General features: G+C 49.5%; 22 protein-coding genes. All 22 read left to right on the forward strand.

All coding sequences use genetic code 11. From position 1 onward, the window contains the following. Positions 1-31 precede the first annotated feature (31 nt). Positions 32-1,495: a chemotaxis protein CheB gene (locus MKY59_RS10615; protein WP_339277473.1), complete on the forward strand. Its 1,464-nt coding sequence runs from the start codon at positions 32-34 to the stop codon at positions 1,493-1,495. 33 nt (positions 1,496-1,528) lie between these two features. Continuing rightward, on the forward strand, positions 1,529-3,637 hold the full coding sequence (locus MKY59_RS10620) for a chemotaxis protein CheA (RefSeq protein WP_339277475.1): 2,109 nt from the start codon (positions 1,529-1,531) through the stop codon (positions 3,635-3,637). A 41-nt stretch (positions 3,638-3,678) separates the two neighbouring features. Next, a complete protein-coding gene (locus tag MKY59_RS10625) occupies positions 3,679-4,140 on the forward strand; it encodes a chemotaxis protein CheW (protein ID WP_236417106.1) in 462 nt (153 codons plus the stop codon). 3 nt (positions 4,141-4,143) lie between these two features. After that, positions 4,144-4,770, forward strand: coding sequence for a chemotaxis protein CheC (locus MKY59_RS10630; protein WP_236417107.1), 627 nt, complete (start codon positions 4,144-4,146; stop codon positions 4,768-4,770). Then, positions 4,763-5,260, forward strand: a complete 498-nt coding sequence (locus MKY59_RS10635) for a chemotaxis protein CheD (RefSeq protein ID WP_236417108.1) — start codon at positions 4,763-4,765, stop codon at positions 5,258-5,260. The genes MKY59_RS10630 and MKY59_RS10635 overlap by 8 nt, the downstream gene beginning before the upstream one ends. 4 nt (positions 5,261-5,264) lie before the next feature. Further along, on the forward strand, positions 5,265-5,705 hold the full coding sequence (locus MKY59_RS10640) for a hypothetical protein (protein WP_339277478.1): 441 nt from the start codon (positions 5,265-5,267) through the stop codon (positions 5,703-5,705). A 15-nt stretch (positions 5,706-5,720) separates the two neighbouring features. After that, positions 5,721-6,509 carry a FliA/WhiG family RNA polymerase sigma factor gene (locus MKY59_RS10645; RefSeq protein ID WP_236417110.1) on the forward strand — a complete coding sequence of 263 codons (789 nt, stop codon included), beginning with the start codon at positions 5,721-5,723 and terminating at the stop codon, positions 6,507-6,509. Positions 6,510-6,566: 57 nt separating this feature from the next. Next, complete coding sequence (locus tag MKY59_RS10650) at positions 6,567-7,976, forward strand: FapA family protein (protein ID WP_339277480.1); 1,410 nt, start codon at positions 6,567-6,569, stop codon at positions 7,974-7,976. Between the two features lie 51 nt (positions 7,977-8,027). Further along, positions 8,028-8,345, forward strand: coding sequence for a hypothetical protein (locus tag MKY59_RS10655; protein ID WP_236417114.1), 318 nt, complete (start codon positions 8,028-8,030; stop codon positions 8,343-8,345). Between the two features lie 51 nt (positions 8,346-8,396). Continuing rightward, positions 8,397-8,951 carry a hypothetical protein gene (locus tag MKY59_RS10660; RefSeq protein ID WP_236417115.1) on the forward strand — a complete coding sequence of 185 codons (555 nt, stop codon included), beginning with the start codon at positions 8,397-8,399 and terminating at the stop codon, positions 8,949-8,951. Between the two features lie 3 nt (positions 8,952-8,954). Beyond that, complete coding sequence (locus MKY59_RS10665; protein WP_339277482.1) at positions 8,955-9,578, forward strand: peptidase; 624 nt, start codon at positions 8,955-8,957, stop codon at positions 9,576-9,578. Positions 9,579-9,805: 227 nt separating this feature from the next. Further along, on the forward strand, positions 9,806-10,504 hold the full coding sequence (rpsB, locus tag MKY59_RS10670) for a 30S ribosomal protein S2 (protein ID WP_236417117.1): 699 nt from the start codon (positions 9,806-9,808) through the stop codon (positions 10,502-10,504). 116 nt (positions 10,505-10,620) lie between these two features. Next, the gene (gene tsf / locus MKY59_RS10675) at positions 10,621-11,271 is read left to right on the forward strand and encodes a translation elongation factor Ts (RefSeq protein WP_236417118.1); all 651 of its coding nucleotides are present in this window, start codon (positions 10,621-10,623) and stop codon (positions 11,269-11,271) included. Positions 11,272-11,508: 237 nt separating this feature from the next. Continuing rightward, the gene (pyrH, locus tag MKY59_RS10680; RefSeq protein ID WP_236417119.1) at positions 11,509-12,237 is read left to right on the forward strand and encodes a UMP kinase; all 729 of its coding nucleotides are present in this window, start codon (positions 11,509-11,511) and stop codon (positions 12,235-12,237) included. Beyond that, on the forward strand, positions 12,237-12,791 hold the full coding sequence (gene frr / locus MKY59_RS10685) for a ribosome recycling factor (protein WP_236417120.1): 555 nt from the start codon (positions 12,237-12,239) through the stop codon (positions 12,789-12,791). The genes pyrH and frr overlap by 1 nt, the downstream gene beginning before the upstream one ends. A gap of 89 nt (positions 12,792-12,880) precedes the next feature. After that, positions 12,881-13,648, forward strand: coding sequence for an isoprenyl transferase (locus tag MKY59_RS10690; protein ID WP_236417121.1), 768 nt, complete (start codon positions 12,881-12,883; stop codon positions 13,646-13,648). Positions 13,649-13,664: 16 nt separating this feature from the next. Further along, positions 13,665-14,459 (forward strand): phosphatidate cytidylyltransferase, encoded by a 795-nt coding sequence (locus MKY59_RS10695; protein ID WP_339277485.1) that lies wholly within the window; start codon positions 13,665-13,667, stop codon positions 14,457-14,459. Between the two features lie 68 nt (positions 14,460-14,527). Then, positions 14,528-15,682, forward strand: a complete 1,155-nt coding sequence (locus MKY59_RS10700) for a 1-deoxy-D-xylulose-5-phosphate reductoisomerase (protein ID WP_339277486.1) — start codon at positions 14,528-14,530, stop codon at positions 15,680-15,682. A 492-nt stretch (positions 15,683-16,174) separates the two neighbouring features. Next, complete coding sequence (locus MKY59_RS10705; protein WP_339277487.1) at positions 16,175-16,450, forward strand: DUF4135 domain-containing protein; 276 nt, start codon at positions 16,175-16,177, stop codon at positions 16,448-16,450. A 36-nt stretch (positions 16,451-16,486) separates the two neighbouring features. Further along, on the forward strand, positions 16,487-17,758 hold the full coding sequence (gene rseP / locus MKY59_RS10710; protein ID WP_236417125.1) for an RIP metalloprotease RseP: 1,272 nt from the start codon (positions 16,487-16,489) through the stop codon (positions 17,756-17,758). Between the two features lie 62 nt (positions 17,759-17,820). Next, positions 17,821-19,275, forward strand: coding sequence for a proline--tRNA ligase (gene proS / locus MKY59_RS10715; RefSeq protein WP_236417126.1), 1,455 nt, complete (start codon positions 17,821-17,823; stop codon positions 19,273-19,275). Between the two features lie 146 nt (positions 19,276-19,421). Beyond that, complete coding sequence (locus MKY59_RS10720) at positions 19,422-23,744, forward strand: PolC-type DNA polymerase III (protein ID WP_339277490.1); 4,323 nt, start codon at positions 19,422-19,424, stop codon at positions 23,742-23,744. The last annotated feature ends 155 nt before the right edge of the window (positions 23,745-23,899 follow it).

The raw sequence follows: 23,899 nt of genomic DNA on the forward strand, positions 1-23,899 counted from the left end.
TCTGAATAAGGAAACAGGGGTGTGAAACAAGATGGCGGTGTATCAAGTATTGGTTGTCGATGATTCCGCTTTTATGCGCAAAATTGTTTCCGATTTGATTGAAGCGGATCCGGAATTCAAGGTTGCGGCAACCGCTTCAAACGGTAGAGAGGCGATACAAAAATCGTTGGATTTAAAACCCGATATCATTACTATGGACGTTGAAATGCCGGAAATGAACGGGCTTGATGCGCTCAAGTCCATCATGAAGCATTTTTATGTTCCGGTCATTATGTTGTCGGGTATTAATGAACAAGGCATGAAAGAGACCATTATGGCTCTTGAAGCCGGAGCGTTTGATTTTATCCGCAAACCGTCCGTCTCCCAGGATCATGATATTCAGGATGTGGGGAAAGCGCTGATCGAACGGATGCGTGCGGCCATGGATGAGATCAAACAAAGGGAGAAACGCAGGGCGGCCGCTATTCAAAAAAGGGAAGAGGCCCAGATGATCCGTTTGGATCCTCCAACTGTGCAGGCTCCACAGTCAGAAACCAAAAAAGCCAATGAGAAAGCAGGCGATGCGACCAAAAAGCCAGCCATGCAGGCTGAACTGGTCAAACGTGCGCCGAGCGAGAACAATGAAAAGTTACGGATTCCTCCAAAGCCGATCCAATCATCGGCTAAGGATTCGAAGGCGAGTAAGCAACCTGCAGCCCCTAAAAGCAAACCGGCGCTTCAAACGGATGTTACCCGTGAACCAGGCGAAACGCACTCAACCAAACGGTCACAGCCGACTCGGATGCCTCAAGAGATTCGTCCTAATGTATCAACGCGCATTGTGTCCGGTCAGGTTGCAGCTGCTTCGGCAAGCGACAATGCCAAAGGGGCCGCGCAAGCCGTGCCGGCTAGGAAACAGCTTTCCGGCTTAGAGGGGTCCTTTAATAAGATTATCGCAATCGGTTGCTCGACAGGAGGGCCGCGCGCCCTTAAAACATTGCTCGAGCAACTGCCGGCCGATTTGCCCGCACCTGTTGTCATTGTGCAGCACATGCCGCCCAACTTTACACGTTCTCTGGCTCAGCGCCTGAATACATTCAGCCCGCTGCAGGTGGTCGAGGCCGAAGAAGGCATGGTTTTACAAAAAGGAACGGCTTATATTGCACCAGGCGGATACCATCTGAAGGTCAACAAGAGCGTAGACGGAAAGTATGTCGTAAAGTTGACCGAAGAGCAGCCTGTTAACGGGCATAGACCGTCGGTGGATACGATGTTCGAGTCATTGATGGACTTTGCTTCGCTGCAAAGGCATCTGGTTCTCTTGACCGGCATGGGGAGCGACGGAGCCCGGATGATGAAAAAGATGTACGATGCCGGGGTGACGTCTACCTTTGCAGAGAACGAAGAAACATGTGTTGTGTACGGTATGCCGCGTTCGGCAGTCGAGCTGCAATGTGTGCGACATCTTCTGCCACTGCAGGGGATCGCACCGAAACTTGTTCAAGCTGTGAAATAAACGGAGTGTAACTCATGGAGGAGGTGCCTCACAATGGACATGAACCAATATTTATCCATGTTTATTGATGAGTCGAATGATCATCTGCAGTCCCTTAACGAAAATATGCTTCAACTCGAAAGCAACCCGGAGGATCTCGGTATCGTACAGGTCATTTTTCGCTCTGCACATACCTTGAAAGGCATGGCCGCAACGATGGGCTTCGAAGATCTGGCATCCCTAACGCATAAAATGGAAAACGTATTGGATTTGGTGCGTAACGAAAAATTGAAAATGCAGGATTTCATTTTTGACACCCTGTTCAAAGGGTTGGATGCACTGGAAACGATGGTACAGGACATTACCAGCGGTGGAGAAGGAAAAGCGGACGTTTCCTCCATCGTAGCCGCTCTTCAGGCAATCGAAAGCGGTGAGTGGAAAGGTGGGGACACCCCTGCTGCCGATGCAAGCCAATCGAGCGATTCGACAGAATTGGCGGCGGTTGAGCTGGACGAGTTCCAGTATTCCGTGCTCGAACAGTCCATCTCAGAGGGACATCAGGTACATTTTATTGAAGTACATGTCAGTGAACAAAGCCAGCTTAAGGCTGTACGGGCGTATATGGTCTTTGATTTGCTGGAGCGCTCCGGCGAAGTGGTCAAGGCCTTCCCGTCGGTCGAGGATATAGAGCAGGATAAGTTTGAGCGCAGTTTTTCGTTGTATTACATAACAACCAAAGAAGCGCCGGAACTTGAAAAAGCGATCTTGGGCATTTCAGAGATAGACAGTGCCAAAGTGGTTCCGCTGGATCAAGAATCGCTTCAACATATGACCAGTCAGGCTATTGCCGCAGCCGCAGAGTTGACGGCAGCAGTCGAGGCGGCAACGGCCCCGGTTGCTGCAACTGTGGAGGCATCGCCCCAATCAGAGGGGGCCGCGAAAGAAGCAGCCCAAAAAGAAGCAGCCCAAAAAGAAGCAGCCAAGCCGGCTGCTCCCAAGCCGACTGCAGCGCCTTCACGAACCATTCGCGTCGACATTGAAAGACTTGACGTATTAATGAATCTTTTCAGTGAATTGCTGATCGATCGTTCCCGCCTGGAGCAGTTGGCAAGTGAAACGGGAAATAACGATTTGTCCGATACGGTAGCCCACTTGAGCAGGGTCAGCACGGATTTGCAAAATATCGTTTTGAAATTGCGGATGGTGCCGGTAGATACCGTATTTAACCGCTTCCCGCGGATGATCCGCGATTTGGCCAAAACGCTGGATAAAAAAATCGATCTTGTCATCACCGGCGCGGAAACCGAGCTGGACCGCACCGTCATTGACGAAATCGGAGATCCGCTCGTGCATTTGCTTCGAAATGCGGTCGATCATGGCGTAGAGAATGTTGCAGAACGCATCGCAGCCGGGAAGCCGGAAATGGGCACCGTGAATCTGCGTGCATTCCATAGCGGGAACCATGTCTTTATTGAGATCGAGGATGATGGCAAAGGAATCTATCGCGAAAAATTGTTGAAAACGGCGATTTCCCGAGGAGTCATTACCGAAGAGCAGGGAGCCAAAATGAGTGACGATGAAGTCAACCAGCTTTTGTTTGCTCCGGGCTTCAGCACAGCAGATAAAATTTCGGACATCTCCGGACGGGGCGTGGGACTGGATGTCGTTAAATCCAAAATCACCTCGCTTGGCGGCAATGTAACGATTCACTCGACGCCGGGCAAAGGCACGAATTTCTCGGTCCAACTGCCACTGACGTTGTCCATCATTGCAGCGATGCTTGTGCGCCTCGGTTCAGAGAAATATGCCATTCCTCTTTCTTCCATCGTAGAGACGGCCATCGTGCAGCGTGAGCAGGTACGCAACATTCACGGCAACAAGATGATTACGTTCCGGGAATCCCTTATTCCTTACCTTTCGTTAAGCGAGGTGTTTGGTGTACCCGATTTCAATGATGCCGATGAGAAAGAAACCGAAATCGTGGTTATTCGCAAAGGCGATCGCCTGGCAGCGGTGTCCGTTGAAGAATTTATCGGTCAGAGCGAAATCGTGCTGAAATCGATGGGGAATTATCTGCCTGCGATTGAAGGAATCTCTGGAGCTACGATCCTGGGTGATGGACAAGTTGCGCTTATCGTAGACCCCAATGCATTTATCAAATAAACATCATTTCCTAGCCTTACATTAATAAGGAGGTTTTATCCATGGATCAAGAATTGAAAGTCATCGTCTTCAAACTCGGTTCCGAAGAGTACGGCGTAGAGGTGGAAAAGGTTCAGACGATTGAGCGCATGATGCCGATTACCCGGGTACCCAATACGTACTCTTTCGTAAAAGGCGTCATCAACCTGCGCGGCGTGGTCATTCCCGTCATTGACCTCCGCGGCCGGTTTTCCTTGCCTGAAACGGAATATACCGATCAAACAAGAATCGTCATCGTCGCAGTAGGCGATATGCAGGTCGGCTTCATCGTAGACGCGGCCAACGACGTCATTGACATCAAGAGCAGTTCCATCGACAATCCCCCGGAAGTGGTTGGCGGCGTAAAAGCGAGATACTTGCGCGGCGTGGCCAAATTGGAGAATGAACGGTTGCTCATCATGCTTAACCTGAATGAAGTATTAAGCAGAAGCGAAATCGTTCAGCTGGAAAGCGTCGAGGGCTAAACCGTGGAAATATTCAACCGATTTGAGGGTATCCAGTTGGATGTGCTCAAAGAGGTCGGTAACATTGGAGCTGGCAACGCCGCTACGGCGTTGTCCCAGCTTTTGAACAAACCGATCGATATGGGCGTACCGACTGTGGAAATGCTTCCTTTTGAAAAAGTTGCGGATAAGGTCGGCGGCGATGAGCGCATCGTGGTCACGGTGTTCCTCCGGGTGGAAGGTGAGGCGCCTGGCAACCTGTTTTTCATGATGGCTCCGGAAGCCGCCAAAATGCTGTTGAACCGGCTTGCCGGTTTTGAATTGAAGGAAGGTCTCGAGTTTACAGAAATGGAGCAGTCGGCTTTATCCGAAATTGGAAACATGTTGGCTGGCTCCTATCTGTCATCCTTAGCTGACTTTACCGGATTGTCCATGTATCCTACCGTTCCCGGATTGGCTGTCGATATGGCTGGGGCCATTCTTAGCTACGGGCTGTTGCAGTTCGGGGAAATGGGGGACGACGCATTGCTCATTGACACCTCCTTTCTTGAAGGACAGGATCAAGTAGAGGGCCAATTTTTCCTGATTCCCGATCCTGCGTCATTCGCCAAGATTTTTGAGTCTTTAGGGGTGCCGCTGGATTATGATTGAAGACAAAAACATCGTCAAGGTCGGAATGGCGGATTTGAACATAGCCAAACTTCCCGGCATTATTCGAACGACAGGCCTGGGATCTTGCGTGGGTTTAACGATGTACGATCCGCAGCTGAAGCTTGCCGGGATGGCACACGTTATGCTCCCAACGTCGGAAATCGCAAGAGAGGGAAACGTAAACAAGGCGAAATATGCAGATACCGCATTGCCCGAGCTCTTGGAGAAAATGCTGCAGTTAGGGGCTTCCCAGTCACGGATCGTATCCAAAATGGCCGGCGGCTCCCAAATGTTTTCTTTCTCGGGAGCAGGAGAGACGATGCGCATCGGGCCGAGAAATGCCGAGTCTTGCCGGGAATGGCTGGAGAAGCTTAAAATACCGCTTGTTGCCGAAGATACCGGTGGTAATTATGGCCGTACCATTGAAATGGATTGCGAAACCGGGCTTTTGACTATTCGAAGCGTACAAATGGGTGTAAAGGAACTATAAACATATGATTGGAAACTACCGCATTAATCTTGGAGCAGGCATAGTCGGATTTATTCTGACTTTTTTTGTAGCATATAGCAGCAATGTGTTCGTGACCAGTTTAATTCGCGGGTTCATCGGATTCGTAGTCTGGTTTGTTCTTGCATATGGTCTACGCTGGGTGTTGGGCATGCTGCTGGCTCCTTCCCCGGAACATAATGGGTTCGATGTTGATTCCCTGAATAATCAGGCTGTCAAAGGTTCGCAGATGGACATCACACTTGAAGGCGATGGAGAAGAGCTGAACGACTTGCTCAAGAATGGACAGAACGCTTCCGCCGAGGCAGATCTTCCGACATCCGATAACACGAAGACGGATTTCACGCCATTAAACCCGCCGAAACTTGTGCGGACGAAAGAGCCGGAAGAGTTGGCGCAAGCTGTTCGTCACCTGACAGACAAATAAGGAGGGTGAAGGCAATTGAACGAGCGTAAAGCTGCACATTTGAACCATGCTGATCTATGGGAAAAGTGGAAGGAACATGGAGATCTTGATGCGAAGAAAAGTTTGATTGAAAAATATTTGCACATTGTTAATTACGTTTCTGGCAGATTAGCCGTTGGTTTGCCTAAAAACGTACCTAAAGATGATCTCGAGAGCAACGGCGTCATGGGGCTGATCGATGCGCTCGAGAAGTTTGATTATGAAAGAGGCCTTCAATTCGAAACGTATGCTTCCTGGCGGGTGCGAGGGGCCATTCTTGACGGGCTGCGCCAAGGCGACTGGGTCCCACGTTCCGTTAGGGAGAAGGCCAAACGGATCGAAGACGCGTATCAACAACTGGAACAGACGTATCTGCGCTCTGTGACCGATGAAGAAATGAGCCAGTACCTGGATGTGTCCACAAAGGACTTTCAGCATATGCTTCAGGAGGTGGCCGTGATGTCATTGTGTTCCCTGGAAGACCCGATCCGGGAGGAAGAATCCGAAACGCGGCTTTCTTTAATGGTAGATGAAAAGGCCAAAAACCCGGACTACAAAGTGAACGAGTTTTATTTGAAGGAAGCACTGGTGCAGGGATTGGAAAAGCTGACCGTAAAGGAACGGACGGTGGTGTCCCTCTTGTATTATGAGGACCTTTCGCTCAGCGAGATCGCCGAGGTCATGTCCCTTTCCCCGTCGCGGATTTCGCAGCTGCATTCCAAGGCGATATTAAGACTGCGCGGAACGTTGGACAAACAGAAGGAATTGCTGCTGAGCAGGGACTAAAATAGAAAATGATACGAATTTAGGGAGTGGAAGGTCTAATAAGGGGGAAGAGCTGCATTGACACAGCCGAATGCGTTGGAACAATGTCTGAGCGTTGTATTCTCTGAAGACAAAAGCAAAGCTTACTTGGAATTATCGAAACATGAAGAGGGTCAGGAAATCGCTCTGGAAGAACTGGAAATGTTTATCGCAAGTCAGGGGATCAAGTATGGCATCATAAAGGAAGCCCTGCTCGCTTTTGTTGCACAGCCCGAAAAGCATATCCATGTACGTTATTTATTTGCCGAAGGAATCGCTCCGGTTGCAGGCAAGGACGGTTTTATCAAACTGCATGCGGGGTTGGAGGAACACAGCGAACACCGTCCGCTGGAAGCCGAGGATGGCAAGGTGGACTATAAGGAAGTCACTCGCCTTGACAACGTTCGTTCCGGACAGATTATCGCCGAACGGGTTCCCCCGGAAGAAGGCACCCCTGGTACCGCGGTAACGGGTGAAACCATTCCTTTTCGTCCAGGAAAAGAAGCCCGGTTTAAAGTGGGAAAAAACGTCGTTGTTAATCCGGATGGCTCCGCAATGTATGCCGCGATTGACGGGCTTGTGACCAAAACGGAAGATCACAAGTTAAATGTGTTCCCTGTATACGAAATTAATGGCGACGTTGATTATAGCACCGGCAATGTTGATTTCGTAGGGACCGTGGTCATCCGTGGCAACGTGCTGACGGGTTTCAAAGTTAAAGCAGCCGGCGACATACGCGTTGTAGGTGGAGTCGAAGGAGCAGAGTTGGAAGCCGGAGGTTCCGTAGAAATTACGGGCGGGATCATTGGATATAACAAAGGGCATGTGCATGCCGGACATAACGTGAAATGCACGTTTGTTCAGGAAGGGCATGTCGATGCCGGCGAAGATGTTCTCGTATCCCAAAGCATCATGCATTCCAGCATACGTGCAGGCCGTAACGTGATCTGTGCCGGAACGAAAGGGCTGATCGTCGGCGGGACGATCCAGGCCGGTGAGAATGTTTCCGCGCGCATTGTCGGAAACAGCATGTCCACGGTGACCTCCATTGAGGTCGGTGTTTTACCCAAACTTCGCAATGAGCTGAACGATTTGCGCTCGAATTTGCGAACCCATATGGATTCGTTGGACAAAACGAGGAAAGCACTGGCCCTTTTGGACCAACTGGCCGCATCGGGCCAGCTGAGCCCTGACAAAATGGCCATGCGGATCAAGCTTACTGCCACTCAGAAATCTTCGATGCGTCAAAACGAGGAAACGAAACACCGCATCCTGGAAATCGAGAAGATTCTAGAAAATACGAGCATGGCGCGCGTCGATATTTTCAAGACCATCTATGGTGGCTCTAAGATAGTTATCGGCAGATACACCAAATTTGTTAAAGATCCGGTCCATCGAATTTCATTTTATTACAGTGATGGAGACATTGTGACGGTTCCATACGTTTGATCTCACGATTCGAGTTCAGGAAGTTCCATTCGAAACCCAAGAGGTGAGCGCATGAGTTTCAAGGCGGTAGAACTGCAGATCGCGGTGCCTAGAACGAGTGAAGCTGGGCGTTACCAAAATGAGTACCAACAGAGGCCGATGCTGGATCAGCAAATGATTGCGGAGCAAACAGCCAAGGAAGCTCAGGCATCGAGTCAGCGCAGCACTGCGGTGGACGAAACGGCGGATGCTGCGGTGAGGGATGGCCAGTCCCACCAAGGAGAACGCCATGGTGGCACATTGACGAGCGATGTGGAAGAAACCGGGGAGCAACAGCCCAAGCTTGCCGAGCATCCGTTTAAAGGGAAACATATCGATCTGTCCTTCTGAGATGATGGCATGGACTTTTTTTGAAACAGGATGAGCATAAGGAGAGATTCGATGTCACCGTGGATTATTATTGTCATACTGGGAGGCTGTGCCATCGTTTACGCTCTGATTCAGCCGAAGAAAAACAAGAATGAAGTACCGGAACAGAAGCTTGTTCAAGAAATGGAGGCAACGCTTGAGCATTATATGGCCGAAATCGAGAGGGATAACGATACTCTGATTCAGCGCGTTGCCGAAATGAAGGGAGAAGCCGCGGCTGCGGATCAGCGCATGCAGGCCCAGCTTGATGAACTGGAAAAACGGTTGAAGGGACTTGAAGAGGCCCGGGTTGAAGCAGTGAACGAAGTTTATGTCCGGAATGCGATCTCCGAAGCGCCGGCAGGAGAAACCAAGGAGACCGCGTTTCAACCTTCTTTGGCGGCTGCCGAGCAGCCAAAGATGGATGAATTGCCCGATCCCCAACGCGAAACCATCAAAGCGCGGTATGCGGAGTTGTTCCGGCTGCATGGAGAAGGGAAATCCATGGATGCCATCGCAAAACACACGGGGATTCAACGCGGAGAAGTGCAGCTGATCTTACAGCTTGCAGAACGGGAGGAGAGCTGACGCATGGACAAGCGCTCCCTATGGATCGGAATTGGCAGCGGCATGATTGTCGGAGCGGTATTGCTTCAGCTTGCCAACGTGGGACAAAATGCTTTAGCCGATAACGGTTTGGAGCCTAAGCAGGTTTCGTCGTTATCAAGGGAACAGCTGGAGAATGCTGCGAAGAGCATGAATCTCAAGCTGGTTGACAATGATGCAGAGCTCTATACCGAGACCGAATGGGTGGAAAAAAAGAAACAAGAGAGCAGCACGCTGCAGGGAGAGACGGCAACTGCGCCGAAAGAGACGGAGCCGGCCGAAAAACCCGAAACCCCTATTGATCCGCAGCAGCCTTCTGCAGATGCTGCGGATTCGCCAACACAAACGAGCAAACCCGAAACCTCAAAGCCTACCGCCCCTGCGGAACCGAAGAAACAGGTCTCTTTTCGGATCCGTTCGGGAAGCACACTTGTGATGGTAGCGGAAAATCTCGAAAAAGCAGGCATTGTGGATGATGCCGAAAGCTTCATCAAAGCAGGCCGGGAAGCAAAGATTAACACCAAAATACAAGTAGGCACCTACTCTCTTGAAAAAGGTGAAAGCTACCAGTCCATCATCGACAAAATCATCAAAGAACCGTCAAGCTGAGCTTGCTCAGACAGGACGGTTCTTTGCTTGCAGCGGCAGATGCAGGAGCGGATAGAAACATTCGAGGTAAATGTTGCAACCAACAATTTCTTGTGTTATATTAGATAACGGTGTTAAAACACACGCATGGCTAATTTTGTTGAGGGTGCTTTCCTGATGGAGAGTCTTGGCAAAAAATGATGCCTGCGGAGGGACACAATAAAAACCATATTAGGAGGTGTGTGAAGATGGCAGTAATCTCCATGAAGCAGCTTCTTGAAGCTGGGGTACACTTCGGTCACCAAACTCGTCGTTGGAACCCAAAAATGGATCGTTATATCTTCACCGAAAGAAACGGAATCTACATTATCGACTTGCAAAAAACAGTTAAAAAAGTCGAGGAAGCTTACAACTTCGTTAAAGGAATCGCAGCTGAAAATGGTACAATCCTGTTCGTAGGAACCAAAAAACAAGCTCAAGATTCCGTTAAAGAAGAAGCTGAGCGCGCTGGTCAATTCTACATCAACCAACGTTGGTTGGGTGGTACTCTGACAAACTTCCAAACGATTCAAAAACGTATCGATCGTTTGAAACAATTGGAAGCTTGGGAAGAGGACGGCACTTTCGGCGTATTGCCTAAAAAAGAAGTTATCTTGCTTCGCAAAGAAAAAGATCGTCTGGAGAAATTCCTCGGCGGTATTAAAAATATGAAAGGCCTGCCAAGCGCCCTGTTCATCATCGATCCTCGCAAAGAGCGTATCGCTGTTGCCGAAGCTCGCAAATTGGGTATCCCAATCGTTGGTATCGTTGATACAAACTGCGATCCAGACGAGATCGATTATGTTATTCCAGGTAACGACGACGCGATCCGTGCCGTTAAGTTGCTGACAGGTAAAATGGCTGATGCCGTAATCGAAGCTCACCAAGGCGAAGAAACATCCGCTTAATCGAGCTCGCATTATACCTTAAGAATTAAATGAAAAGGGTGGTTGGTAGGTGGATAACCTCTCACTGCCCTTTTTTTAGAGTGTACTTACAAAACTCATTTTGGAGGGAATTAACAATGGCAGTAAATGCGAGTGCAGTAAAAGAACTTCGTGAAAAAACAGGCGCAGGTATGCTGGATTGCAAAAAAGCGCTGGAAGAAGCAAACGGTGACCTGACAAAAGCGGCTGAACTGTTGCGTGAAAAAGGTCTGGCAGCTGCGGCAAACAAAGCTGGCCGTGCAGCAACTGAAGGTACAGTGGAATCCTATATTCATGCCGGCGGACGGATCGGCGTTCTGGTTGAAGTTAACTGCGAAACGGACTTCGTAGGTAAAACAGACCAATTTAAAGAGTTTGTTAAAGATATCGCAATGCAAATTGCAGCAGCAAGCCCTAAATTCGTAAGCCGCGAAGAAGTTTCCACGGAAGAGTTGGAAAAAGAAAAAGAAATCCTGAGAGCACAAGCACTGAACGAAGGCAAGCCTGAAAAAATCGTTGAGAAAATGGTTGAAGGCCGCATCGGCAAATACTACGAAGAGTTCTGTTTGCTGGAGCAACCTTTTGTTAAAGACCCTGACAAAACGATTTCTCAATTGCTGAATGAAAAAATCAGCCAAATCGGTGAAAATATCTCCATCCGTCGTTTCGTTCGTTACGAACTGGGTGAAGGCCTGGAGAAAAAAGTCGACAACTTCGTAGAAGAAGTTATGTCCCAAGTAAACAAGTAAGCAATAACGAATGATTGCCGGTTAGTCAAAATGCTTTTCGAAGATATAAGAATGAACAAACTTCGAAGCTCGCAACTCCCTTATATCTAAGGAAAACAATGCCTTTCCGGATCATCGTTTTTCCTAAAAAGAGTGGAACACAAGCTGTGTTCCTTTCTTTTTAAGCAGGAGGCTACGCGCGAGAAGTTTTGTTGATTGAACGCCGGAGGCGCTCAATTCAAAGTGGAGGGTGAACAATTGGAACAGCCAGTATTTAAACGCGTTGTATTAAAGGTTAGTGGGGAATCCCTTTCTGGCCAAAACGGCTACGGTATTGATGCAGAGACGATCTCTTCGATTGCCCAGCAGGTAAAGGAAGTTGTTGAATTGGGCGTCGAAGTCGCTATCGTATGTGGCGGCGGCAACATCTGGCGCGGTATCGCCGGAAGCGAAAACGGCATTGACCGGGCAACGGCCGATTATATGGGTATGCTGGCAACAGTCATGAACTCGCTCGCCCTGCAGGATGCACTCGAACAAATCGATGTGCCTACGCGCGTGCAAACATCCATTGCGATGCAGCAAATTGCAGAACCGTACATTCGTCGTAGAGCCATTCGTCATCTGGAGAAAGGCCGGGTCGTTATTTTTGCAGCAGGTACAGGTAACCCGTTCTTTTCCACGGATACAACAGCGGCGCTGCGCGCAGCGGAGATTGAAGCTGAAGTCATCCTGATGGCTAAAAACAAAGTGGATGGCGTCTACTCGGCAGATCCATTCAAGGATAGCAAGGCTGAGAAATACGAGCAGCTGACGTACCTTGATGTACTTAATAAAAATCTAGGCGTGATGGACTCGACAGCGTCTTCGCTCTGCATGGACAATAACATTCCGTTGATTGTATTTGCCATTACAGAGCAAGGCAACATCAAACGCGTTGTTCTTGGCGAACGGATTGGAACAATCGTTAAAGGGAGTGTAGATTAATGCCACAAGCAGTTAAAAAAAGTGCTGAAGAACGTATGGAAAAGGCCATTCAGGCATTGCGTCGCGATCTTGCGACTCTGCGTGCCGGACGTGCCAGCTCAGCTCTGTTGGACCGAATTCAAGTTGAATATTACGGCGCGATGACGCCTCTCAACCAGTTGGCCAACATCAGTACGCCGGATTCCCGTACGCTGATGATTCAGCCTTGGGATAAATCTTCGATGAGCGACATTGAGCGCGCGATCATGAAATCCGATCTCGGGCTTACGCCTGCAAATGACGGAAGCATGATTCGCCTGTCCATTCCTCCGTTGACTGAAGAGCGCAGAGCCGAACTTGTCAAACTTACCAAAAAGTTCGGTGAAGAAAGCAAAGTGGCCATTCGAAACATTCGGCGCGATGCAAATGATGACATCAAAAAAATGGAAAAGTCGGACATTTCCGAGGACGAATCCCGGAGACATCAAGACGATATCCAGAAATCGACGGACAAGTTTATCGCTGAAGTCGATAAGGTACTCGCTGCCAAAGAAAAAGAAATTATGGAAGTGTAAGACAAGCGCAGCCCCTCCGATACGGTGGGGTTTTGTCTCTTTTTCCAAGCTTCAGGTGAAGAAACTTCAAGGATTTTGGAGGAACAGGAATGATCAAACGGGTTCGGTCGTGGTGGAATGGGGCTGAAAAGCAGGAAACGCTGACGATTTCCGGGGACAATATCCCGGAGCATGTTGCCATCATCATGGACGGAAACGGACGCTGGGCCAAACGGCTTGGACTTCCGAGGATCGCCGGGCACCAAAGCGGCATGAAAGCCGTCAAGCGTGCGGCCATAGCAGCGGATGAACTGGGGATTAAATATCTGACGATGTACGCTTTTTCGACAGAAAATTGGGCGCGTCCAAAAGAAGAAGTGGACTTTCTGATGCGGCTTCCGCAAGAATTCCTGGCGATAGAGCTGGATGAACTGATCGAAAAAAATGTTCGTATTTCCATGATGGGTCAAGAGGAATATTTGCCTTCCCACACCGTGGATGCTTTACGTGAGGCAATTCAGCGTACGCAGCATAATACCGGGTTGGTATTGAATTTTGCAATGAATTACGGAAGTCGCAAGGAAATGACGGACTGTACCAAGCAGATTGCATTGAAAGTGCAGTCGGGGGAATTGTCGATCGAGGAAATCACGCCTGAAGTGATCGACAAACATATGTTTACTGCAGGCATGCCTGATCCTGATTTGTTAATCCGCACAAGCGGCGAACTTAGACTCAGCAATTTTATGTTGTGGCAGTTGGCATATAGTGAATTATGGTTTACGGATATATATTGGCCTGAATTCGGCAAACAGCATTTGCTTGAAGCCGTGGCCGAATATCAGCGCAGGTCACGGCGTTACGGCGGTTTGAAATAGATGGAGGATGAAGCCGTTGAAACAGCGAATAACGACAGGAATAATAGCAGGCGCGTTGTTTTTGGGTTTTTGCCTGCTGGGTGGACCCTGGTACCATGGATTGGTACTGGTAATGGCTCTCATCGGTTATTATGAGTTTGTGAAAATGACAGGGCTGCCGCCCTTTTCGGGCGCAGCCCTAATCGGGTATGCAGGTGTTTTTGCATTGGTGTTTCCATGGGAAATGCTGTGGGACCATCGCCCGCTAACGTTATTTCAGGTGGGCTGGCTTGTTATGCTTGTGTTGATGGCAGCCTCGGTTGTAACGAAAAACAGAATATCGGTGAACACGGTAGCCATGCTGTTTCTGGGCGTGGTTTACGTAGGGGTTGGCTTTTATTACATTGCGGAATCGAGGCATTTGCCAAACGGTCTTTTTTGGACGTTTTTGCTGCTCGGTTCCATTTGGTCCAGTGATGCAGGGGCCTACTTTGTAGGAAAGCTTATCGGCAAAAACAAGCTGTGGCCATCGATTAGCCCCAACAAAACGGTTGAAGGAGCGTTGGGTGGCATTGCGATTGCAATTGTGACCTCGCTTGTTTTTGCATGGGCTTCGGACGGACTGCTCACTTGGGAAAGGGCGATATTCATCGGGCTTGCCGCTGCGGTGGTAGGGCAGATGGGGGATTTGATCCAATCCGCATACAAACGTATATATAACATCAAGGATTCCGGCAATCTGCTTCCGGGACATGGAGGCATCTTGGATCGATGCGATAGTTGGATCGTGGTATTCCCGTTTGTACATATACTGATGTTATTGCCCTATTAATTACGAATGCAGATCGTGTATGGCGAATGGCCGTACATGTAATGGGATAAATGAAAATGAGGTGCAGCATGAAAAAAATTGCGATTCTCGGTTCTACCGGTTCCATTGGAACTCAGACACTGGATGTCGTAGACATGCATCCAGACCTTTTTCAGGTCGAGGGTCTGGCTGCCGGGGAAAACATCGAACTTCTGATAGATCAAGCCAAACGTTACAGGCCGAAAAAAGTATCCGTCGGTTCCAAGGAGCTTGCAGACAGGATCGCTCCATATCTACCTGCGGGAACGCAGCTGTGTTACGGCGAAGAAGGTCTGATTGAAGTTGCAGCCGGAACCGATGCAGATACGGTAGTCACTGCGGTAGTGGGCAGCGTCGGATTGGAGTCCACGCTGGCAGCGATCGAAGCAGGCAAACAAATCGGCCTAGCCAATAAAGAAACGCTGATTACCGCCGGCCATATCGTTACTTCCCGGGCTGCGGCCAAAGGCGTAGCGTTGCTTCCCGTGGACAGCGAACACTCTGCCATTTTTCAATGCTTGAACGGGGAGAATCGGGATCGCATAAAAGGCATTACGCTCACGGCATCGGGGGGCTCCTTCAGGGACTTGTCCCGCGAACAGCTGGAGCACGTGACCGTTGAAGACGCATTGAAACATCCGAACTGGTCCATGGGATCCAAAATCACGATCGATTCCGCCACAATGGTCAACAAAGGACTTGAAGTGATTGAGGCTCACTGGCTATTCGGCCTTGATTATGATCAGATCGATGTGCTGCTTCACCCGGAGAGCATTGTCCATTCTTTTGTGGAGTTTGAAGACACGAGCATCATTGCCCAGTTGGGGAATCCCGACATGCGCGTACCGATCCAATATGCCCTGACTTATCCCGATCGATTGCCGTCACCTTCCAAGAGACTTTCGCTGGCACAAGCGGGGCGATTGAATTTTCGCGAGATGGACATGGAACGGTTTCCATGTTTAAGAATGGCTTATGAATGTGGAAGAATGGGAGGAACTGCGGCCACGGCTTTCAATGCGGCTAACGAGGTAGCGGTAGCGGCGTTTTTGAAAGGGCTGATTCCATTTTTGCAAATAGAATATATCATCGAGAAAGTGCTTGATCAGCACGTTCTTATTCAGAATCCAGTCCTTGAGGAGATTCATTTGGCAGATCAACAGTCGCGCAGGTTTGCCGAGTCTTTGATTGAATTGAATTCATAAACGGAATAGGGTATTTATGGAATCAACTATATGGTATAATATAGTTGATTTTTTACATTGTTGAGCATCCACCAGACACGCCAAGCGGACCGCTGGGCTTTCGTGTTTTACGAAGCACGGGTCATATCATATACTGTGAACCATCGTATTTCTAAGGTCCCCTTCAAGATCTGTTCTGATCGAAAAGGTGGCCTTTCTACATATTTGAAGGAGGAATCGGACATAGCCAGCCAATGAATGGTTATACATCCCTTGAGAAGAGCAATACACTAAGCTTGCGGAATGGAGTATACGGACGTTAATATAAAAGCTGCAGCGCTAGATGTCAGGATTGTTGAAGGGCGTTACACCTCATGATCAATATGAATGCTACAATGAAGTGTTACTAAGAGACGTTGTATAGGTTGAATCGATACCGGTCATGGATCCGGTTCTGGGCCAAATCCAGGGGACCAACAGCTCGCAGTCTTTCGCTAGTTTAAAGCGTGTGCTATGCCTCAAGAGATTTCGTGCTATGATTATCGTTATGGCGGGTACGTTCCGCTGCTGCATGTTCCGGGTTCAATTGATATTCATTTTGAGAATATTATCGATTATGGAGAATATCCTCTATTCATAGAAATGGAAACCCTGTTTTCAAATGAAGTCGAGCAGAGAAGGCTTGGCCGCTACCCGTTCATGAACCGTCGTTTGGAAGATATCGCACTTGGCAGCGATCCGAGATCCAAAATACTTCTTGGTATTTTTTTGAGAATAATGTTATTCTAAAGCTTGCATACTAAGTTGAAGGAGGTGCAAATGTAGTTGGAAACTCTAAAAATCGCGTTCTATGTGTTCATGATGTTTTTTGTGATTGTTGCCATTCATGAATGGGGCCATTATTATTTTGCGAAGCGTGCAGGCATTTTGGTTCGTGAGTTTGCTATCGGTTTTGGTCCTAAAATGTTTTCATATAAAAGAGGCGAAACTCAGTTTACGTTCCGGTTGCTTCCATTTGGCGGTTATGCCAGAATGGCAGGCGAAGATCCTGATATTTCTCTTATAGACGTAGGGCAAACCATATGCGTTCGCATCAAAGACGGCAGCATCGAAAAGATATTCACCGCCAACCTCGAAAAGTATAAGAATGTCATTAAGGGTGAGGTCCTGCATGTGGATTTGGAGACAAATCTGCAGTTGGAATTGGATGTGGATGGGGAACGTATGGCATTTTCCGTTCATCCTCAAGCCCTTATCGTAGGAAAAGACAACACCATGCAGATTGCGCCTAAAGATCGTTGGTTCAGCAGCAAAACGGTCGGGCAGCGTGCTATGGCTATTTTTGCAGGGCCGCTGATGAATTTCGTGCTTGCGTTTGCATTGTTTATTATCTATATCCAGGTGAGCGGCGTTCCCGTTGAAAATCCTTCTTACATAAAAATAGCCGAGGTTTCGGCTAATGGGCCTGCGCAGCAGGCAGGTTTGAAGGAAGGGGACATCATCAAGTCCATTAACGGTACGGCTGTTGGGGCGGATCAACAGAAACTGATCAGTCTCATCTCCGAATCCAAAGGCAAATCTATGGATTGGATGATAGAACGGGGAGGTCAGGAGGCCTCCGTCTCTGTAACTCCTGCGGACGTTGATGGATCGGGAAACGGCAAGGTAGGGATCTCTCTTGGATATCCGACCAGACAAGCCGGTTTCATCGAAACGCTGTCGCTTTCGGGCAAATATACCATCGAAACATCCAAACTGATCTTTAAAGGTCTTCAGCAGCTCGTGCAAAATTTTGCCTTGGACGATATCGGGGGGCCTGTAAGAACGATTGAGGTTACCGGAGAGATTGCTAAATCTGGTTTGGATCGATTAATATATTGGAGCGCCATGATTAGCATTAACCTGGGTATTTTCAACCTGCTGCCGATCCCGGCGCTGGACGGAAGCCGTCTCATCTTTCTCGGGATCGAAGCGGTGCGCGGCCGGCCTCTGAACCCGAATCGGGAAGGCATGGTACATTTTATCGGTTTTGCGATGTTGTTTGTGCTAATGCTTGCAGTAACTTATAATGATATTCTACGATTAATTAACAGATAATTATGGTTGGACTGTCTTTGCAGCCAGTGAAGATGGTCGTAATGGGAGGACACTGGATTCTTATGTCGAAGGAAAATGATAAACAGTTCGTGACTGAAATTACGCCACAGGGAGAGGACTTTTCCCGCTGGTATATTGATGTGATTAAAAAAGCCGATTTGATGGATTATTCCCCGGTGCGCGGCTGCATCGTGTTCAAGCCGGACGGATTTGAAATCTGGGAGCATATCAAGGATGAGCTGGATCGCCGTTTCCGCGAAACGGGCCATCGCAATGCCTACTTCCCGATGTTCATTCCGGAGAGCTTTTTCCAGAAGGAAAAAGAGCATGTGGAAGGCTTCAATCCCGAGCTGCCTTGGGTCACCGAGGCTGGCGGAGAAAAGCTGGAAGAGCGGCTTGCGATCCGCCCGACGTCGGAAACGATCATCGGTCACATGTATTCGAAATGGATCCAGTCCTATCGTGACCTGCCCGTTCTGATCAACCAATGGGCGAACGTTGTTCGTTGGGAGAAAAGAACGCTGCCGTTCCTGCGTACAAGCGAATTCCTTTGGCAGGAAGGCCATACGGCGCATGAGACCGAAGAAGAAGCACGTGAAGAAACGATGCGCATGCTGGAAATTTACCGCGAAGTGGTCGAAGAGTATTTGGCCATTCCGGTGATCAGCGGTCAGAAGACGCCTTCCGAGAAATTCGCGGGAGCGGTGGACACGTACTCGATCGAAGCGATGATGAAAGATGGACGCGCCGTACAAGCCGGAACTTCCCACTACATGGGCACGAACTTTGCCAAAGCCTTTGAAATCCAGTACCTCAGCCGCGAAAACGTGCTTGAGCATGCCTATACGACATCCTGGGGTGTAAGCACGCGTTTGATCGGAGCACTGATCATGGTTCATGGCGATGATCGTGGATTGGCACTTCCTCCAAAAGTGGCACCAACGCAAGTCGTGATGATTCCGATCGGACCGCCAAAAACGCGTGATGCCGTCGTTGGCCGTGCCGACGAGTTGTTCTCCGAATTGAAAAAAGCGGGCATTCGCGTAAAAATGGATGACCGCAGCGACGTACGTCCTGGTTGGAAGTTCAACGAGTATGAAATGCGCGGAGTCCCTGTCCGTCTGGAAATCGGACCTCGCGACATGGAGAATGGCGTTTGTGTCCTCGTATCCCGCATCACGGGCGAGAAAAAAGTGATTGAACAGGCTAACCTGGTGGAAGAAGTGCAGAACATGCTGGCACAGGTACAAGGCGAAATGCTGGAGCGTGCCCGCAGCTTTATGTCGGAAAACTTCTACTCCGTGGATACGCTGGACGAAATGAAACAGCTCATGGAAAACAAACGCGGCTTTACGCTGGCTGGCTGGTGCGGCTCGGAAGCTTGCGAAGATAAGGTTCGCGAAGTGACGGGGGCAACAAGCCGCAACATTCCGTTCGAGCCAAAGGAACAAAAGCATACCTGCTTGGCTTGCGGTGAAAAAGCGAAACATACCGTTGTGTTTGCAAGAGCCTACTAATCAGGAAGAAAGGGTGAATCCAACGATTCATCCCGCGATGTAGAATGGAGAGCTTCTGTCAGAAAAAATGAGTCGGTGCCGGATCGGATCGAAGACATTTTGGACACAGGAGCTTTTCCTGTTTTGAAGGCACGAGGAGGAACATGATGAGTGGAATCGAGGAAAAGAGAAAACGGTTTGAATTGTTGATGAAGCAGGCCGAGCTTCCGTCCGGTTTGGTAGAGCCTTATTTTCTGGACGGATGGATCGAAAAGGTGGAAACGAGCCGCAGCAATCGCGACTGGAGCATTCTTATCGTAAAGGATACTTTGGTACCTGCGCCGATCTACCGGACATTTTGCCTGCATATTCAAGAAAAGCTGAATCATATCGCCAAAATTACGTTTGGCTTCAAATACAATGAACAAGTACAGCTCGGCGACATCGTGAGCGAGTATTGGAATTTGTTTCTGGAATGGGCGCATCGGGAAATTCCGTCCGTCAATGGATGGATGAGCCGGGCCCAGTTCGAATGCCAGGAGGATTTGCTGCAGCTGACGATGAGCGACGCCATGTCGCTGGAGCTTGCGCGCAAAAAACAGATCGATCAGGCCATTATGACCTTTTATGATAAATACTTTAATACATCGTTGCGCGTAAAAATGGCTGTCGGAGAACGTGGGAACAATCAGGAGGCCATGGAGCAGTTCCAACTTAAGAAGCGGGAAGAAGAGCGGCAGGTCATCGAACAGATGAGGGCTGCAGCCGTCGAATCCGAGATGCCGGAGGAAGAAGATCAGGGCGAGCTTCGCCTGCAAATGGGCTATGAAATCAAAGAACCGCCAGTGCCTATGCAGGACATTCAGGACGAAGAGAAAAAGGTTACGCTGCAAGGGACCATTTTTGGCTTGGAAAGCAAAGAGCTGCGTAACGGCAATACGTTGTTCACGTTTTTCCTGACCGACTTTACCGACTCGATGCAGATGAAGATGTTTGCGAAGACGAAGGAAGATGTCAAGATCCTCAGCCTGCTGGCTAATGGTAAATGGGTCAAAGTCCGTGGGCGCGTCGAATACGATCGGTTTATGCAGGTTCCGGAGTTGGCCATGATTCCTTCCGATCTGATGGAAGTCAAGGCCCCACCGTCCCGCAAGGACAATGCGGAAGAGAAGCGCGTCGAATTCCATCTTCATACAACGATGAGCACGATGGATGCCGTAACCTCCATTGACAAATACGTGAAAACGGCTGCTGCCTGGGGGCATAAAGCGATCGCTGTCACGGATCATGGCGGCGTGCAAGTATATCCGGAGGCGGCCAAGGCGGCGAAGAAAAACGGCATCAAAATGATCTACGGGCTGGAAGCCAACGTGGTTAACGATTCCGTTGCCGTTGTGCTGGCGCCCCAGCCGCTGGAATTAAAAACGGCCACGTATGTGGTATTCGATATCGAGACAACGGGTCTGTCGGTCACTCAAAACAAAATTATCGAGATCGCCGCGGTGAAGATACAGGATGGCAAAGAAATCGATCGGTACGCCTCCTTCGTCAACCCGCATGAGCGAATTCCTTACAACATTCAACAGCTCACCAACATTACGGATGAAATGGTAAAAGATGCGCCAGAGCTTGAACCAGTCATTCGCGATTTTGCTGCGTTCGTGGGGGACGGGGTGCTGGTTGCGCACAATGCTCGATTTGATATGGGCTTTATCCAGGCTTCCCTGAAAAGCCTGGGCATGCCGGAGCTGCCTAACCCTGTCCTGGATACGTTGGAGCTGGCGAGGCTGCTCTACCCTACGATGAAAAACCACCGGCTTAACACGCTTGCGGACAAATATAAAGTGGCGCTTGAAAGCCATCACCGGGCCATTGACGATACGGTGGCACTCGCTGGCATCCTGAACGGTTTGCTGAACGATGCGGCTCAAATGAAAGGGTTGACCATGCTTGACCGTCTGAATGACTATGTCGGCAAAGACCTGTCCAACACGCGTCCGTTCCATTGCTGTATTTACGCGCTGAACGGAGTCGGGAAAAAGAATCTGTACAAGCTGGTATCGTTATCCCATACGGAATATTTCAAACGCGTGCCATGTATCCCGAAATCGAAGCTGGTTGAACTGCGCGAAGGGCTGCTCATTTTGTCAGGCTGCGAAAAAGGTGAATTTTTCGAAGCGGTGCTTAACAAATCGTTGGAGGAAGCCGAGGAGATTGCCCAGTTTTACGATGTGCTCGAAATTCAGCCCTTGACGATGTATATGCACTTGGTCGAGAAAGCTTTGGTCGCTACGCCGGATGAGCTGAAAACGGCCATTCGCAAAGTGGTGGACATCGGCGACAAGTTGGGCAAACCGGTCGTTGCGACGGGGAACGTGCATTATTTGGAGGAACGGGACAAGCTGTTCCGCGACATTACGATTCACGGCATTACCGGCTTCAGCCCGCTGAAGGATATTCGCAAACCGGACGCCCATTTCCGCACCACGGATGAGATGCTGCAGGAGTTCGAGTTCCTTGGCACGGACAAGGCGTATGAAGTCGTTGTGACCAATACGTCCGAATTGGCGGACCGTTTTGAAGAGATCAAGTTGTTCCCGGACAAGCTCTTTACGCCGAACCTGGAGGGGGCCGACGAGGAAATTCGCAATACGTGTTACAATACGGCGAAATCGATCTATGGCGAAGAGTTGCCTGAAGTCATCGTAGCCCGGCTGGAAAAAGAACTGGGTCCGATCATCAAATATGGATTTTCCGCGAACTATCTCATTTCGGAGCGGCTCGTTAAAAAATCCAATCAAGACGGTTACCTCGTCGGATCGAGGGGATCGGTCGGTTCCTCTGTCGTGGCGACGTTCCTGGGCATTTCCGAGGTTAATCCGCTGCCTGCCCATTACATTTGCACCAATTCGGATTGCAAATACAGCGAATGGTTCCTCGATGGCAGCGTGCCTAGCGGATTCGATCTGCCCGAGAAGGATTGCCCGAAATGCGGCAATAGGCTGAAAGGCGAAGGACAGGACATTCCGTTCGAAACGTTCCTCGGATTCAAAGGGGACAAGGTTCCCGATATTGACTTGAACTTCTCCGGCGATTACCAGCCGCATGCGCACAATTATACGAAGGTATTGTTTGGCGACAAGGCTGTTTTCCGGGCTGGCACCATCGGCACAGTGGCAGAAAAAACCGCGTTCGGTTTTGCGAAAAAATACGAGGAAAGCCACCACAAGAAATGGCGCGGGGCCGAATTGAACCGGCTTGCTGCCGGCTGTACTGGCGTTAAACGGAGCACGGGACAGCATCCCGGCGGGATCGTCGTTGTGCCCGATTATATTGAAGTCGAAGACGTTACCCCTGTGCAGTATCCGGCAGACGACGTCAATGCCGAGTGGAAAACGACGCATTTTGACTACCATGCCTTTGAGGAAAACTTGCTCAAACTCGATATTCTGGGACACGATGATCCGACCATGATGCGTATGCTGCAGGATTTGACGGGCGTGGATCCGACGACCATTCCGATGAACGATCCGAAGGTGATGAGCATGTTCAACTCGACGGAGGCGCTCGGCGTAACGCCTGAGCAGATCCGCTCACCTGTTGCTACTTTCGGGGTGCCGGAGATGGGAACGAAGTTTGTGCGCCAGATGCTTGTGGAATCCCAACCGTCCTCTTTTGCGGACTTGCTGCAGATTTCCGGGCTGTCGCATGGAACCGGAGTATGGCTCGGCAATGCGCAGGAATTGATCAAAAACGGAACGTGCACGATCAAAACGGTCATCGGCTGCCGTGACGACATCATGCTGTTCCTGATTTACAAAGCAGGCATGGACGCCAGCCTTGCTTTTAAGATTACGGAAAGTGTGCGTAAGGGACGTGGTTTGCCGCAGGAATGGATCGATGAAATGAAAAAATGCAAAGTGCCGCAATGGTACATCGATTCCTGTCTCAAAATCCAGTACATGTTCCCGAAGGCGCATGCCGCTGCTTACGTGATCTCGGCTGTGCGTACCGCTTTCTTTAAGTTGTATTATCCGATTCAATATTATGCAACGTATTTCACGGTTCGTGCCGAGGACTTCGACATCGAGCTCGTGTGCCAGGGCTACGATGCCATCTATCGCAAAATCGTCGAGATCGAGCAATTGGGCTTCCAGGCTCCGCCAAAAGAAAAAAACATGCTGCCGATTTTGGAGATGGCGCTTGAAATGACAGCGCGAGGTTTCTCGCTCAAGCCGATTGATCTGTATCGTTCCGAAGCGACGAAATTTATCGTGGACGGCAATTCGCTGATTCCGCCGTTCTCGGCGCTGGCCGGGATCGGTGACAATGCTGCGCGCAATATCGCGGCGGCGAGAGAGCATGGGGAGTTCCTCTCCATTGAAGATTTCCAGCAGAAGTCGAAGGCCAGCAAAACGATCGTCGAGCTTCTTACGAGCATGGGATGCTTCCGAGGTTTGCCTGAAAGCAACCAGTTGTCCTTGTTCTAAAGGGCGAAGGTTAGAGCTTACTTGTCACTATTACCAGACTATGTTATAATTTCTGGAGTGAACGAGATAGTACGAATTTCTGAAGAGTGGGGAAACCCACTCTTTAGTCTTTGGTATGAAAGAATCTTGGGTATTTAACAACTGCCGGCAACTAT

It is taken from the genome of Paenibacillus sp. FSL W8-0426, from assembly GCF_037969725.1.
GTDB lineage: Bacteria > Bacillota > Bacilli > Paenibacillales > Paenibacillaceae > Paenibacillus > Paenibacillus hubeiensis.